The organism is Zhihengliuella sp. (assembly GCF_031178195.1).
Lineage (GTDB): Bacteria > Actinomycetota > Actinomycetes > Actinomycetales > Micrococcaceae > Zhihengliuella.
In genome coordinates this window covers 182,927-196,269 of the sequence record NZ_JAPSJL010000004.1, presented here as the reverse complement: position 1 = coordinate 196,269, position 13,343 = coordinate 182,927, and the positions used below count along the sequence as shown (strand labels likewise).

The following is a 13,343-nucleotide window of genomic DNA, read 5'->3' as shown; positions in this document are numbered from 1 at the left end:
GGGATGGGGCCATGAAGCTTGCAACCCTGCGCCGCCCCGGCAACCCCGCCGACACGTTCGCCGCCCTGGTGGTCGATACCCAGGCCCTCGAGCTGCGCTCCGCCGACGGCCGGACCTATCCCGACGTCGGCGCGTTCCTCGCCGCGCCGGAGGCCGAGCGGGAGGCGACCGTCCGCACGACGTCGGACCTCGCGGAGCAGACCGCGGCAGCCGCGGGCTCGGCGGAGGCCTACCCGCTGGCCGAGGCGGACTTCGCCCCGCTGGTCGTCGCCCCGTCCAAGGTCTTCTGCGTGGGCCTGAACTACCGCAACCACGCGGAGGAGACCGGCATCGAGCTGCCGGAACATCCCACGCTCTTCACCAAGTTCGCCGACTCGCTCTGCGGGGCGAACGACGACGTGGAGATCCCGCCGGAGGAGCACCGGATCGACTGGGAAGGCGAGCTGGCGATCGTCATCGGCGCCGGCGGCCGCCGGGTCCCGGAGAGCGGGGCCGCCGCCGCCATCGCCGGATACGCCGTGGCGAACGACGTCTCGATGCGCGGCTGGCAGGGCCGCACCTCGGAGTGGCTGCAGGGCAAGTGCTGGGAGGCGTCCACCCCGGTGGGACCCTTCCTGGTGACCGCCGACGAGTTCGTGCGCGGGGCGCGCCTCACCACCCGCGTGAACGGCGCGGTGGCCCAGGAGGACTCCACCGACGACCTGATCTTCTCGCCCGAGGCCCTGGTCGCCTACTGCTCCACCCTGGTGACCCTGCGCCCCGGCGACCTGATCCTCACGGGCACCCCGGCCGGCGTCGCACTGGGCCGGAAGGACCCGGAGACCGGGCAGCGGCCCTGGCTGCGGCCCGGCGACGTGGTGGAGACGGGGATCGAGGGCCTGGGCGTCCAGCGCACGCGCTTCGTCGCGGGCGAGCCGCGCGACTAGTCTGGCGGTAGACGGGCCCGGCCGGGCCGCGGAACGTCGAGAGGATCGGACATGACCGCAACATCGTGGACGGAACGCAAGCTCACCGACGTCGAATGCTGGCTGACGGACATGGACGGCGTGCTGGTGCACGAGAACCAGGCCATCCCCGGCGCCGCCGACCTGCTCAAGCACTGGACCCAGCAGGGGCAGCGCTTCCTGGTCCTGACGAACAACTCCATCTACACCCCGCGCGACCTGCGCGCGCGGCTGCTGGCCTCGGGCCTCGAGATCCCGGAGGAGAGCATCTGGACCTCGGCCCTGGCGACCGCCGAATTCCTACGCCGGCAGCGCCCGGGCGGGCGCGCCTTCGTCATCGGCGAGGCCGGACTGACGACGGCGCTGCACGACGCCGGCCTGATCATGACGGACCGGGACCCCGAGTACGTGGTGCTCGGCGAGACCCGCACCTACTCCTTCGAGGCGATCACCCGCGCCATCCGGCTGATCAACAACGGCGCGCGCTTCATCGCGACGAACCCGGACGCCACGGGCCCCTCCACCGAGGGCGTCCTGCCGGCGACCGGCGCGGTGGCCGCCCTCATCACCGCGGCGACCAACCGGAAGCCGTACGTGGTGGGCAAGCCGAACCCGATGATGTTCCGCTCGGCCCTGAACCGGATCGACGCGCACTCGGAGACGACGGCGATGATCGGCGACCGTATGGACACGGACATCATCGCGGGCATGGAGGCGGGCCTGCTGACGCTGCTGGTCCATACCGGCATCACGAGCCGGAAGGACGTGGGCGCGTACCCGTTCCGCCCGGACCTGACGTTCCCGTCGGTGGCCGAGCTGCACGCCGAACTCACCGGCGCCGGCCCGGACGGGCACGGCAGCACGGACGAGGACCAGACGGCGGCCGAGAAGAGCAACTGAGCACCGCCAACTGAGCACTACCAGCAGCAGGGCAGGCGACCGGGAGGGTCCGAGATGTGCGGCAGATACGTGATGGCCAGGAGCACCGGCGACCTCGTCGCCGCGCTCGGCGTCGACCGGGTCGCCGGCGAGGACGTGCCGCCGAGCTGGAACATCGCCCCGACGCAGAAGGTGCGGATCGTGACGGGCCGCGGGCCCGAGGGCGCCGGCCCCGGCCGCGGTCTGGAGACTGCCCGCTGGGGGCTCGTGCCCGTCTGGGCGAAGTCGCGCAGCGTCGGCGTGCGGGCCATCAACGCGCGCTCGGAGACCGTGCTGGAGAAGCCGACCTTCCGCTCGGCCGCGGTGAAGCGCCGGGCACTCGTCCCCGCGGACGGCTACTACGAGTGGTCGGGCGAGAAGGGCGCCAAGATCCCCACGTACCTGCACGGGCAGGACGGGGAACCCCTGGCCTTCGCGGGCCTGTACGAGTTCTGGCGCGACCCGGAGGTCCCCGAGGGCGAGCCGGACGCCTGGCTGATGACGACGACGGTGCTGACCCGGCCGGCGACCGACGCCCTGGGGCACATCCACGACCGGACGCCGGTGATCGTGCCGCCCGGGCTCCGCGACGGCTGGCTGGACCCGGGCCTGACGGACCGGTCCCGGATCCAGCAGCTGATCGACGCCATCCCTGACCCGAGTCTGCTCCCGCACCGGGTGGGTCCCGCCGTCGGCAACGTCCGCAACGACGGCCCCGAGCTCATCGCACCGGTGGCCGAGGGCGGCGGCGCCGCGGACGACGACGGGGCGGCCGGCGACGGCGCACTCTTCTACTAGGCGTAGAATTCTGGGCGAGGAACGGCCGGAGAGCGAGGAGCGCATGCAGAACCGACGCGAGCGGATGCTGCGCGCCGTGCTGTCCGCCTCCGTCACCACGCTGGCGACGGCCGCCGCGCACGATCTGGGCGGCGGGCACTTCCCGCACCCGGTCCTGCTGACCCTCGTCTTCCTGATGGCCGTCCCGTTCTGCTTCCTCGTCGGCGGGCGCCGCGTCACCGCGGCCTCGCTCGCCGCCTCTGTCGCTGCCACGCAGATCCTTCTGCACGGCGCCTTCTCGATCGTCGCGCCCTCGCTGGACCACTCGGTCCTCGCCGGGGCCGCCGGCCGTGCCGGCCACGCGCACCACGCGAGTGCGGCGGCGCTCCAGGAATCCGTGCGCGGCGCGCTCGCCGTAGGTCCAGTGGAGCCCGCCGGGACGGGCGACGTCGCCGCCGGCGGCGGGCCGATGCTCGTCATGCACCTCCTCGCCGGGCTCGCCGCGCTGGCGGCACTGACGGCCGGCACGGAGGCGCAGCGCCGCCTCGCCGACGCCGTCCTGCTCGCGACGGCCCAGCGCCTCGCGGCCGTCCGGCACTGGCTGCACCGGCACCGCACCGCCACCCGGCTGGCCGGCTGGTGCGCTCGCGCTCTCGCGCCGCTGACCGCGGCCCGGGCGGCACAGCTGGCCCTCGCGGACGGGTCCCCCGCCACCGGTCCCGACCCCCGGGGCTCCGCCGGCCGGACCGTGCGGCACCTCGTCTCCCTGTATCTGGCGCCGGTGCGCGTCCTCCGCGGCCCGCCCGCGCCCCTCCCGCACCCCGCCTGATTCCTTGTCTGGACCCGCCGCCTGAACCCGCCGGCCGGCCCCCGGCGCACGAGTACTGCCCGCGCGCCCCGCCGTCGTCCGCCGGTCCCGCCGCCGGTCCCCTGCGGCGCGCCCGCAGCACACTTCACAGGAGACATCCCCATGCGCAACACCCACCCCCGCTCCACCCGCAAGACCACGACGACGGCCGCCGTCGTCCTCGGGGCCGCCCTCGCCCTGGCGTTCCCCGCCGCCGCCAACGCCCACGTGAGCGTGGAGCCCTCGACCACGGCCGCCGGCGAGTACGCGACGCTGACCTTCGCGATCGGGCACGGCTGCGAGGGCTCGCCCACCGAGTCCGTCCGGATCGACTTCCCGGAGGCGATCGGCAGCGTCAAGCCGACCGCCAAGGCCGGCTGGGCGGTCGAGACGGCGGAGTCCGGCGGCGTCCGCTCCGTCACCTACACCACCGAGGAGCCACTGCCGGACGAGCTGCGGGACACCGTGACGGTCGCAGCGCTCCTGCCGCTCGACGGGCAGGCCGGCGACGTCCTGTCCTTCCCGGTCACGCAGACCTGCACCGACGGGCAGAACGTCTGGGACCAGGCGCCCCAGGACGGGGCGGAACCGGAGTACCCGATGCCGCAGCTGACGCTCACGGCCGCCACCGGCGGCGGCGAACACGCCGGCCACACCGGCGCCGGCGCGTCGGACGAGGACGCCGAGCACGCGGACGGAGCCGGCAAGGTGGGGGCCCTGGAGCACCGGGACGACCAGGCGCGGCTCCTCGGGACCGGCGGCCTGATCGTCGGTGTCCTCGGCGTCGCCCTGGCGGCCCTGTCGCTGCGCCGCCGCAGCTGAGCAGTGGGCCGGGGCGGGCGCGCCCTCCCGCGTCCGTCCCGGCCCTGGCCGCCACCCCCTTCTTGGGGCAGTACCGTGGTGCACGATGACTGAGAACCTCACGCGGGTCGAACGGTGGGAGCGCCGGGCGGAGATCCCCCTGATCCTGCTGGCGCTCGCGTTCCTCGCGGCCTATGCCTGGCCCGTCCTCGACGAGTCCATCCCGCGCACGCTGGAGCGGTTCCTCGAGACGGTCTCCTGGACCATCTGGGGCGCCTTCGCCCTCGACTTCGCCGTCCGGCTGGTCCTGGCGGAGCAGCGCGGTCGCTACGCGCTGCGGCACTGGTATGACGCCGTCCTGATCGCCCTGCCGATGCTCCGGCCGCTGCGGATCCTCCGCGTGCTGTCCGCCGCGCGCCTGCTCAACCGCGTCTTCACCCGGCACCTCGTCGGACGGGTCAGCGTGTACGTCACGACGACGGCGGTCGCCTGCGTGCTCCTGGGCGCCATCGCGATCCTCGACGTGGAGCAGGACGCCGCCGGCGCCAACATCACGAACTTCGGCGACGCCGTCTGGTGGGCGATCGTCACCAGCGCGACGGTCGGCTACGGCGACTTCTACCCGGTGACCGCGGCCGGCCGGTTCATCGCGGTGGGCCTCATGCTGGTGGGCATCGCCCTGCTCGGGTCGATCACCGCGGGCGTCGCCACCTGGGTGACGACGGCGGTGGCCCAGGAGGACGCCCGCGGCGCCGCCGTGCAGGCGGGGTCGCGGGACGGCGCGTGAGCGAGTCCGGCCGAGGGCCCGGACCGGGTCAGGAACAACGCGGCCCGCTCCGCCGTTGCCCCCAGTGGGACGCCGGGACTGCCGGCGCCCGATCGACCGACAGGAGAACATCGTGAAGATCGCCCTCATCGGAGGCCACGGCAAGGTCGCCCTCCTCGCCGCGCCGGAGCTCGTGGAGCGCGGGCACCAGGTGACCTCCTTCTTCCGCAACCCCGAGCACACGGAGGACGTCCGCGCGACCGGCGCCGACGCCGTCGTGCTGGACGTGGAGCACGCCGAGACCGCGGAGATTGCGGAGGCGCTCCGCGGGCACGACGCCGTGGTGTGGTCCGCCGGCGCCGGCGGCGGTTCGCCGGAGCGCACCTACGCGGTGGACCGGGACGCGGCCATCCGGTCGATGGACGCCGCCGAGCAGGCCGGGGCGAAGCGCTACGTGATGGTGTCCTTCGCGACGGCCGACGAGAAGTACCTGGTGCCGGAGGACGACTCGTTCTACCCCTACATGGCGTCGAAGATCGCGGCCGACGACCACCTGCGGGCCTCCCGCCTGGACTGGACGGTCCTGGGCCCGGGCAAGCTCACCCTCGACGAGCCGACCGGCCGGATCCACCCGGATCCCGACCCGGAGCAGGGCACCGACACGTCGCGCGCCAACGTGGCGCTGACGATCGTCGAGGCGCTGGAGAGCGCCGGCAGCATCGGACGCACCATCAACTACCGCGACGGCGAGACTCCCATCGCGGAGGTCATGGCCGGCTGATCCGACCCCGGGCCGGCTGGCTCACGCCGCGGCGACACCGAGTGTGAGATAGCCGGAGGCCTTGGGGAAGCGCGGCTGGTAGAAGCTGTCCGCGGACAGGAGGCGGAAGCCGGCCGACTCGAGCAGGGGGCGGACCTCGCGGGTCAGATGGCAGCCGCCCGCCAGGGTGCGCTGGAGCGGTTCCAACCGGCGCTGCCACCGGCGCACGCGATCGTCCGGGGCGAGCCCGTGCTCCAGGAAGTGCAGTCGGCCGCCGGGCTCGAGGACCCGCCGGAGTTCGGCGAGTGCGGCCGCGGCGTCCGGGATGGTGCAGAGCGTCAGGCTGGACACGGCGTGGTCGAACGACGCGTCCTCGGCGTCGAGCCGCTGCCCGTCCAGGCCGCCGCGCCGGATGGGGACCGCGGCGGCGTCGAGCTTCGCGCCCGCGAGTCGCCACGCGGTGTCGGAGGGCTCGACGGCGCAGACGTCGGTGACCCCGGCCGGATAGTAGGGGACGTTGGCGCCGGAACCGAAGCCGAGCTCGATCACGCGGCCGGACAGGCCCGAGCAGAGCCGGCGCCGCAGCGGCGCGATCTCCTCCAGGTCCATCGCGCGCGCCATCAGGCGCGGCAGGACGTGCTCTCCGTAGAGTCCCATGGCTCCCTCCCGCGCCCAGTATCGTCGCGCTCGACGACGGCCACAACGGCGGCCACACCGACGCCGGCCGGCGCCCCGGCCGTCACGCCACGGGCGGGTGCGGCGGTCCCTCAAGGTTTTCCACAGGAATCGCGTGTCACCGCGCCCGTCGTACGGCGACAGGAGCACACTGGAGCCACTGGAGGGAAGGACAACCGCGCCACCTGCAATCGAAGGAGATCGTGATGGTTGGCTCCACGGAGCGTGAGGCAGAATTCGAGTCCATCGCCGACCAGGCGCCGGCCCGGGCCGTCGTCGCGGTCGACGTCGACGGGGCGCAGGCCTGGTGGAACGGCGACGACTTCGAGGGCGACACGGTGATCGTCGAGGACGCCCGACGATCCGCCGCCGCCCGGCTCCTCGTCGACCTCGCGGGCCAGCAGGTCCTCGCCGGGGCGAACAACCCGTTGGGCGCCGCCGCCGCTCTCGCTCACTACGACGCCGACCGCACCGCCTTCACCCGGCTGAACAGCCGGATCGCCGACTGGCTGTACCAGCGCTGACTGAGCGCTCGGGCCAGGGTCCCCCACCGGCCCGAGTCCCCGGCCCCCTCCGCCCGGTCTCCGGTCCCCGTCGCCGGCGAATGGCCCTCGGGGTCAGGGCGCGGCTCAGAACCTGCGCGTGAGACGGAGGAACTCCGGCTCGGTGATCAGCAGGATCTCCTGCCCGGCGGCCATGTAGGCGTAGGCCTTGCGCTCCTTGCTGCTGCCGGTCGCGAGGTCGGCCGCGGCCACGCTCTGGCGGCCGTCGCCGATGACCAGGACACCGGTCTTCTTGGTGACGCCCTTGCCGTTGGTCCCGCCCTGCGCGGCGATGGCCTCCATGGCCTCCCAGCGGCCCATCGACTCCAGATCCCCGGTGAGCACCACGTGTTTCCCGTGGAACGGATGCCCGGGATCCGCCGTCGTACTGGGCTTGGGCAGCTCCTGCGTGGAGGCCGTGTAGGCGCGGCTGAAGTACTTGGAGGCTGCCGAGCCGCCGGACGCTGCGGCCGGGCGGGCCGGCCAGAGGTGGTCCACGTGCGAGGCGCCCTCGCGGCGGGCCAGCTCCAGCACGATCTCTGCGGCGATGCGTGCGTCCTCACCGGCGTCGTGGTGCTGGAACGCGCCGAGCCCCAGGTGCTGTGCGACGTCGGGCAGCCGGTGCCGCTGCAGCTGGAGCAGGCGCCGCGACAACGCCAGCGCGCAGTGGAAGTCGTTGACCGGCGCCGGCAGGCCCGAGACCTCGCACGCCTGCCGGATGGCGCTCTTGTCGAAGGCGGTGTTGAAGGCGACGAGCGGATGCTCCCCGGCCAGCCCGGTCAGGGTGCCCACCGAGGCGTGCCAGTCCGGCGCGCCGTGGACCATGTCGGCGGTGATGCCGTGGATCTGGACGTTGCGGGGGCTGAAGTCGGCGACGCTCGCGTGCGGCCGGACGTACCAGGTCCGCTGGTCCACCACGCGCCCGGCGCGCACCTGCACGGCGGCGACCTGGCAGATGGAGGCGTAGCTGCTGTTGGCGGTCTCGACGTCGACCGCGGTGAAGTGGAGGTCCTGCATCCGGGCGCTATCCGCCCAGCGCGTCGCGGACGCGGCGCGTGACGCCGGCGGCCGTCTCCACGGCGGTCTCGGCGTCGTGGATGTCGGACCGGAGACCCTCGCGGACGTCCTCGTCCTCGACCGAGCGGAGGTTGATCTCCAGGGTCACGAGCGCGGTGGCCGCGGCGGCGCGGGCCGCTTCGGCGGCGGCCGCGACGTCGCTGAGCACGTTGGGGTTCACGGCGTCGACGACGTCGGAGCAGAGCCCGATCACCTCGGCGGCGATCCGGGCCAGCTCCCGGGGTGGTACGACGGCGCCGCGCAGCGCGCGCTGGATGGCCTCGGAGCGCTCGGCCTGCTCCTCGTCGCTCCCGGCCGGCAACGCATAGGCGTCGGCCACGGCGCCGAAGGCCGCCTGGTCGTCGTCGGAGACCTGGAGCGCTGCCTGGACGATCTCGTCGGCGCGGGCGGCGATCCGTTCCATCCGCTCGGCCCGGTCCTCGTAGCCCTCGCCCGTGGTGAAGCGCGCGGCCATGCCGAGCAGTGCCGCGCCCTGGGCGGCCTGCAGCGCGCCGGTCGCGCCGCCGCCGGGCGTGGGCCTACCGGCGGCGAGGCGCGCCAGATAGCTGCCGATGGTCTCCGAGCTGCTCATTCGTGACGTCCCCTCGCCGTTGCCTGCCGTACCGTTGCCGTGCCCGCTCGCTACGCGTTCCAGAGTCCGTAGGAGTCGGCCAGATCCGCGATCTTCTGCGCACGGGCCAAGCGCGGCAGGTAGGAGCCGTCGCCGATCGCCCCGCCGGCGGCGTGCGCCTCCAGGAGCTCCTTGGCCCAGGCCAGCTCGTCCTCGGCCGGCGAGAGGCCCTTGTTGACGTCCTCCACCTGGTCGACATTGAGGGCGAGCTTGCCCGTCATGCCCATCGAGGCGGTGACGCGGCAGTCCGCGTGCACCTCCTCCTCGCCGGCCGTGGCCAGGGAGGGCCCGTCGATGGGGCCGGGCAGCTTGCCCACGCGGGAGGCGATGACCAGCCGGCTGCGCGCGTACGCGAGCGCCATCGGCTCGTCGGAGATGCCGGTGTCCTTGCGGAAGTCATTGGTGCCGAAGGCCAGGCGGAACGTGCCCGGCGCGGAGGCGATCTCGGTGGCGTTCTCGAGGCCCAGCGCGGTCTCGATGAGGGCGAGGACCGGCGTGCCGGCCTGCAGGCGCATGGCCGTGTGGGCCACCTGCTCGGGCTGCTCGGCCATGGCCAGCATCACGCCGCGCAGGCCCTTGGTCTTGGACAGCTGGGAGAGGTCCTCGGCCCAGTGGTCCGTGTCGATCCCGTTCACGCGGACCCAGGCGGTCATGCCGGAGTTGAGGGCCTCGACCACGTTGTTGCGCGCCTGCTCCTTGCCGGAGTCGGGGACCGCGGCCTCCATGTCGAAGATGACCGAGTCGGCCTCCGAGGCCAGCGCGGGGGCGAAGAGCTCCGGCTTGGCGGCATTGACGAGAAGCCACGAACGGGACAGTTTGGCCGGCAACGCTGCCGCGCGACGATTGCGGAGGGACATGCCACCCAGCCTATCGGGCGAGGCGCGGCATCCTCCATTTGCGCTCATATTCGTCATTCGTCGCACTGGCGTCCGCCGGACGAGGCCCGGACATGCCCGTTCACCGGACCGAGAGAGGGGCACGACGACGCCGCGACGTCGTCGCGCCCCTCCCCGGATCGGCCGCCGGTGCCGGGCCCGTCCCCGGCGGCCTACGCGTCGGGGTCGTTGGCGGCGACCTCCGCGACGGCGCAGGCCACCGCTTCCGCGACGCGGGGGTCCAGCGGCGACGGGACGATGAACCCGGCGCTCAGCTTGTCCTCCACCAGCGCGGCGATCGCCTCGGCCGCCGCGATCTTCATGGCGGGCGTGATGCGGCGGGCCCCGGAGTCGAGCGCACCGCGGAAGATCCCCGGGAAGGCCAGCACATTGTTGATCTGGTTCGGGAAGTCGGAGCGTCCGGTCGCGACGACGGCCGCGTACTGCGCCGCCACGTCCGGCATGACTTCCGGGTCCGGGTTGGACAGCGCGAAGACGATCGCGTCGTCGTTCATCCGGGCCAGATCCTCCTCCGCGATCTTCGCCGAGGAGACGCCGATGACCGCGTCGGCGCCCTCGAGCGCCTCGCGCATCCCGCCGATGACGTTCTCACCGTTGGTGCGGGCGGCGTAGTGCGCCTTGATCTGGTTGAGGTCGTCGCGGTCGCGGTGGATGGTGCCCCGCGAGTCGGTCAGGATCACGTCGCCGATGCCGCGCGCCAGCAGGATCTCGGTAATCGCGATGCCGGCCGCTCCGGCGCCGGCGACCACGACCCGCAGGTCGCCGAAGGCCTTGCCGGTCACCTTGGCCGCGTTGGTGAGCGCGGCGAGGACGACGACGGCGGTGCCGTGCTGGTCGTCGTGCATCACGGGGCAGTCGAGCGCCTCGATGAGGCGCTGCTCGAGCTCGAAGCAGCGCGGCGCCGCGATGTCCTCGAGGTTGACGGCCCCGAAGCTGGGCCGCAGGCGGACGAGGGTCTCGACGATCTCGTCCACGTCGGTGGTGTCGAGGACGAGCGGGATGGAGTTCAGGCCGCCGAACTCGCGGAAGAGCGCGGACTTGCCCTCCATGACGGGCAGGGAGGCGGCGGCGCCGATGTCACCGAGGCCGAGGACGGCGGTGCCGTCGGAGACGACGGCGACCAGCCGCGACGCCCACGTGTGGGTCGCGTGCTTGGACGGGTCCTCCGCGATGGCGCGGGAGACCTGGGCGACGCCGGGCGTGTAGGCGATGGAGAGCGCGCGCTTCGAGTCGAGCGGCATGGTGGTCTCGATGTTGAGCTTGCCGCCGAGGTGGGAATCGAAGATCTCGGCCTGGGTGATCGGCGACGTTGCCGCGGACGTGGGGGCAGTGGAGATGGACACGGGGATGCTCCTCTGAGCTGGCGAGAAAGGTCTGATCGGCGCTGTGGGCGGTCGAATGCCGCGGGCGCGCCGGCGAGTCTGCGCTGCGTCTCGAGGTCATCGGCGACGTCAGTGTCGCAGTGGTCAGTACTTTCTTTAGACCGTGCCCTTCCACCGTACGCGGGAACGGTAGCCGAGTTCCAGCGTGAACGGCTTCACATTAACGCGGGCCCGGGGTCAGCCCTGGCTGAGGATGCAGAAGTCGTTGCCCTCCGGGTCCGCGAGGCATTTCCAGGACACGTCGCCCTGCCCGACGTCGGCGTCGGTGGCGCCCAGCCCCCGCAGACGAGCGGCCTCGGCGGCTTGGTCGTCGCCGGGGTACGGGAGGAGGTCCAGGTGGATCCGGTGCCGCAGCGCCTCCGGCGCGGGATCGTGCACGAATTCCAGGTACGGCCCCACGCCCTCGCTCGAGCGGAGCCTCACGAGCCGCTCGTCGTCGTCCACGATCCTCCACCCGGCGGCCTCCGCCCAGAAGCCGGCCAGGGTGCGCGGCTCGGCGCAGCCGACCACCACCGCTGCGAGGGGGCCGGTGTCCCGGTAGATCGGCCGGGGCTCCAGTACGCAGAAGACGTTGCCCTCCGGGTCGGCGAGCACGGTCCACGGCACGTGGCCCTGTCCGATGTCGGCGGGCGTGGCGCCCAGCGCCTTCAAGCGCGCGACGAGGTCGCGGTGGTGCTCGTCGGAGTGGGTCGCGAGGTCCAGGTGCGCGCGGTACGCCACCGTCCGCGGGTCCGGGACGCTGACGAGGTCGATGCACAGGGCCGACGGGTCGGGCCAGGTGAAGCCCAGCGGCTCGAGGTTGGTGACGCCGGGCGCCTCGCTGGAGATGCCCCAGCCGAGCGCCTCCGCCCAGAAGCGGCCCAGGGCGTCGTCGTCCCGCGCCTTGACGTTGACCTGTACGAGTTGCAGCGGCATACCCCGGACTCTAGGTCCGGACTGGGCTCCCCACAACCGTGGCCGCCGGCTCTGGCTCTGCCCTATCGGCCGCCCGCGAGGAGCCGATCGAGCGTGGGAACGTCCAGCCTGCGGTCCGCGTACCGGCACCGCGTGGCGGAGGGGTCCGCACGGTCGGGGCCGGTCTGGATCAGGTGGAATCCGAGCTTCTCGACCACGCGCCGGGAGGCCTCGTTGTGGTGGAGAAGGGAGGCGACCACGGGAGCTCCGGCGTCGGCCTCTTCGGCTGCCGCTACGGCGAGACGAGCCGTCTCGGTCGCGTAGCCGCGCCCCTGATGAGCGGACCCGAACCGGTAGTAGAGGTTCCAGAACCCGGGGAGCTTCTTGGCGACACCGCCGATGCCGAGGACCTCGCGCGTCGATGCCGAGCGGACCACCCAGTAGCCGAGGCCGTCCCGCTGCCAGTCGGCCATCCCCGCTTCGACCAGGGCGCCCGTCTGCTGGACGTCGTCGTGGCGTCCTTCCGGATAGTGCTCCCAGAGTGCCGGGTCCGAGTGCAGTTCGAAGAGGTCGTCCACGTGCTCGGCAGCGACGGGCTCGAACAGCAGTCGATCATCCTGGGGCACGGTCCGATCATCCCGTCTCATGGACTCACTCTAGAGAAGGTCGCGGCACGCGCATCAGCCGGCCGGCGGGACGGCGTCGAGGCAGCCGAGCACCGTCCGGACGCAGACGTCCACACCGTGCTCGACCGCGAAGACCTGCCGGTCCTGGGCGAGGATGAGCGTCGCGCCGAAGACCGCCGAGGCCGTGACGTCCACCGTCCCGGCGGGCAGGTCGCCGTCCGCGTGACCGCGCTCGCGGAAGACGTCGCCGACGGCGGAGCGCACGACGCCGAGGACCTCGCCGCGCAGCTCCACCAGGACGTCGCGCCAGTCGCTGGGGGCGTGCCACATCTCGCTGATCCACAGCTGCGCGAACGCCGGGTACTCGTCCACGAACCGCAACGCGGCCCGCACCATGTGCGCCAGCCGGTCACGCGCCACGTCCGGGGTCCCGGACGGCGGACCCGCCGGCTCGGCTTCAGTCGGCGACACTTCAGAGAGCGTCGCGGCGGAACCGGGGTCCGACGACGGCGTCCCGGCCGACTGCAGGCGGTCAAGCAGGATGTCCGTGCCGAAGCGCAGCAGCTGCCCGATCAGGTCCGACTTGGATCCGAAGTTGTAGTAGACGCTGCCCTTGGAGACGCCGGCCGCCGCCGCGATCTCGTCGACCGTGACCGCGTGGTGGCCCCGTTCCCCGATGAGCGACAGCGACGCCTCGAAGATCTTCAGCCGCGTGGCGTTGGTGCGCCCCGGCCGGCGGACGACCTCGCGGGTGGGCGCCGAACCGCCGTCGTGCTCCGCTTCCCTACGAGCACCGCCCCCGAGCGCGCCGCCCTGGGCCATGGACTC

At 73.1% G+C, this 13,343-nt stretch carries 16 protein-coding genes; 8 read left to right on the top strand and 8 right to left on the bottom strand.

Features of this window, described 5'->3' with window-relative positions; translation table 11 throughout:
- The first annotated feature begins 11 nt into the window (after positions 1–11).
- The 7 genes from RIN46_RS08240 to RIN46_RS08210 all read left to right on the top strand — a co-directional run bounded on the left by RIN46_RS08240 (position 12) and on the right by RIN46_RS08210 (position 5,834).
- Positions 12–926, top strand: coding sequence for a fumarylacetoacetate hydrolase family protein (locus tag RIN46_RS08240; protein WP_309081644.1), 915 nt, complete (start codon positions 12–14; stop codon positions 924–926).
- Between the two features lie 51 nt (positions 927–977).
- Complete coding sequence (locus tag RIN46_RS08235) at positions 978–1,844, top strand: HAD-IIA family hydrolase (protein WP_309081643.1); 867 nt, start codon at positions 978–980, stop codon at positions 1,842–1,844.
- Positions 1,845–1,898: 54 nt separating this feature from the next.
- Positions 1,899–2,660, top strand: coding sequence for an SOS response-associated peptidase (locus tag RIN46_RS08230; protein ID WP_309081642.1), 762 nt, complete (start codon positions 1,899–1,901; stop codon positions 2,658–2,660).
- A 43-nt stretch (positions 2,661–2,703) separates the two neighbouring features.
- Positions 2,704–3,468, top strand: coding sequence for a hypothetical protein (locus RIN46_RS08225; RefSeq protein ID WP_309081641.1), 765 nt, complete (start codon positions 2,704–2,706; stop codon positions 3,466–3,468).
- A 141-nt stretch (positions 3,469–3,609) separates the two neighbouring features.
- Positions 3,610–4,308, top strand: coding sequence for a YcnI family protein (locus tag RIN46_RS08220; protein ID WP_309081640.1), 699 nt, complete (start codon positions 3,610–3,612; stop codon positions 4,306–4,308).
- Positions 4,309–4,393: 85 nt separating this feature from the next.
- The gene (locus RIN46_RS08215) at positions 4,394–5,074 is read left to right on the top strand and encodes an ion channel (RefSeq protein ID WP_309081639.1); all 681 of its coding nucleotides are present in this window, start codon (positions 4,394–4,396) and stop codon (positions 5,072–5,074) included.
- Positions 5,075–5,183: 109 nt separating this feature from the next.
- A complete protein-coding gene (locus tag RIN46_RS08210) occupies positions 5,184–5,834 on the top strand; it encodes an SDR family oxidoreductase (protein ID WP_309081682.1) in 651 nt (216 codons plus the stop codon).
- A gap of 21 nt (positions 5,835–5,855) precedes the next feature.
- Here RIN46_RS08210 and RIN46_RS08205 read toward each other — a convergent pair whose 3' ends face one another.
- Positions 5,856–6,470: a class I SAM-dependent methyltransferase gene (locus RIN46_RS08205; protein ID WP_309081638.1), complete on the bottom strand. Its 615-nt coding sequence runs from the start codon at positions 6,468–6,470 to the stop codon at positions 5,856–5,858.
- A 224-nt stretch (positions 6,471–6,694) separates the two neighbouring features.
- On the opposite strand from RIN46_RS08205, the gene RIN46_RS08200 reads away from it, so the two are divergent.
- Positions 6,695–7,012, top strand: a complete 318-nt coding sequence (locus RIN46_RS08200) for a hypothetical protein (protein WP_309081637.1) — start codon at positions 6,695–6,697, stop codon at positions 7,010–7,012.
- A gap of 105 nt (positions 7,013–7,117) precedes the next feature.
- Here RIN46_RS08200 and RIN46_RS08195 read toward each other — a convergent pair whose 3' ends face one another.
- From RIN46_RS08195 to RIN46_RS08165, 7 genes are all read right to left on the bottom strand, one after another.
- A complete protein-coding gene (locus tag RIN46_RS08195) occupies positions 7,118–8,047 on the bottom strand; it encodes an exonuclease domain-containing protein (RefSeq protein WP_309081636.1) in 930 nt (309 codons plus the stop codon).
- A gap of 7 nt (positions 8,048–8,054) precedes the next feature.
- Positions 8,055–8,678 (bottom strand): cyclodeaminase/cyclohydrolase family protein, encoded by a 624-nt coding sequence (locus RIN46_RS08190; RefSeq protein ID WP_309081635.1) that lies wholly within the window; start codon positions 8,676–8,678, stop codon positions 8,055–8,057.
- A 50-nt stretch (positions 8,679–8,728) separates the two neighbouring features.
- Positions 8,729–9,574 (bottom strand): CoA ester lyase, encoded by an 846-nt coding sequence (locus RIN46_RS08185; protein WP_309081634.1) that lies wholly within the window; start codon positions 9,572–9,574, stop codon positions 8,729–8,731.
- Positions 9,575–9,765: 191 nt separating this feature from the next.
- On the bottom strand, positions 9,766–10,962 hold the full coding sequence (locus tag RIN46_RS08180) for an NADP-dependent malic enzyme (RefSeq protein WP_375141882.1): 1,197 nt from the start codon (positions 10,960–10,962) through the stop codon (positions 9,766–9,768).
- Between the two features lie 210 nt (positions 10,963–11,172).
- On the bottom strand, positions 11,173–11,910 hold the full coding sequence (locus RIN46_RS08175) for a VOC family protein (protein ID WP_309081632.1): 738 nt from the start codon (positions 11,908–11,910) through the stop codon (positions 11,173–11,175).
- A gap of 62 nt (positions 11,911–11,972) precedes the next feature.
- Positions 11,973–12,536 carry a GNAT family N-acetyltransferase gene (locus tag RIN46_RS08170; protein WP_309081631.1) on the bottom strand — a complete coding sequence of 188 codons (564 nt, stop codon included), beginning with the start codon at positions 12,534–12,536 and terminating at the stop codon, positions 11,973–11,975.
- Positions 12,537–12,569: 33 nt separating this feature from the next.
- On the bottom strand, positions 12,570–13,337 hold the full coding sequence (locus RIN46_RS08165; protein WP_309081630.1) for a TetR/AcrR family transcriptional regulator: 768 nt from the start codon (positions 13,335–13,337) through the stop codon (positions 12,570–12,572).
- Positions 13,338–13,343 lie beyond the last annotated feature (6 nt).

What these genes read in the sequence shown, in the direction of transcription:
- RIN46_RS08195 (WP_309081636.1), bottom strand. Translation starts at nt 8,047, where the DNA reads ATGCAGGACCTCCACTTCACCGCGGTCGACGTCGAGACCGCCAACAGC.
- RIN46_RS08200 (WP_309081637.1), top strand. Translation starts at nt 6,695, where the DNA reads ATGGTTGGCTCCACGGAGCGTGAGGCAGAATTCGAGTCCATCGCCGAC.
- RIN46_RS08240 (WP_309081644.1), top strand. Translation starts at nt 12, where the DNA reads ATGAAGCTTGCAACCCTGCGCCGCCCCGGCAACCCCGCCGACACGTTC.
- RIN46_RS08225 (WP_309081641.1), top strand. Translation starts at nt 2,704, where the DNA reads ATGCAGAACCGACGCGAGCGGATGCTGCGCGCCGTGCTGTCCGCCTCC.
- RIN46_RS08165 (WP_309081630.1), bottom strand. Translation starts at nt 13,337, where the DNA reads ATGGCCCAGGGCGGCGCGCTCGGGGGCGGTGCTCGTAGGGAAGCGGAG.
- RIN46_RS08170 (WP_309081631.1), bottom strand. Translation starts at nt 12,536, where the DNA reads ATGAGACGGGATGATCGGACCGTGCCCCAGGATGATCGACTGCTGTTC.
- RIN46_RS08175 (WP_309081632.1), bottom strand. Translation starts at nt 11,910, where the DNA reads ATGCCGCTGCAACTCGTACAGGTCAACGTCAAGGCGCGGGACGACGAC.
- RIN46_RS08190 (WP_309081635.1), bottom strand. Translation starts at nt 8,678, where the DNA reads ATGAGCAGCTCGGAGACCATCGGCAGCTATCTGGCGCGCCTCGCCGCC.
- RIN46_RS08230 (WP_309081642.1), top strand. Translation starts at nt 1,899, where the DNA reads ATGTGCGGCAGATACGTGATGGCCAGGAGCACCGGCGACCTCGTCGCC.
- RIN46_RS08235 (WP_309081643.1), top strand. Translation starts at nt 978, where the DNA reads ATGACCGCAACATCGTGGACGGAACGCAAGCTCACCGACGTCGAATGC.
- RIN46_RS08215 (WP_309081639.1), top strand. Translation starts at nt 4,394, where the DNA reads ATGACTGAGAACCTCACGCGGGTCGAACGGTGGGAGCGCCGGGCGGAG.
- RIN46_RS08205 (WP_309081638.1), bottom strand. Translation starts at nt 6,470, where the DNA reads ATGGGACTCTACGGAGAGCACGTCCTGCCGCGCCTGATGGCGCGCGCG.
- RIN46_RS08220 (WP_309081640.1), top strand. Translation starts at nt 3,610, where the DNA reads ATGCGCAACACCCACCCCCGCTCCACCCGCAAGACCACGACGACGGCC.
- RIN46_RS08185 (WP_309081634.1), bottom strand. Translation starts at nt 9,574, where the DNA reads ATGTCCCTCCGCAATCGTCGCGCGGCAGCGTTGCCGGCCAAACTGTCC.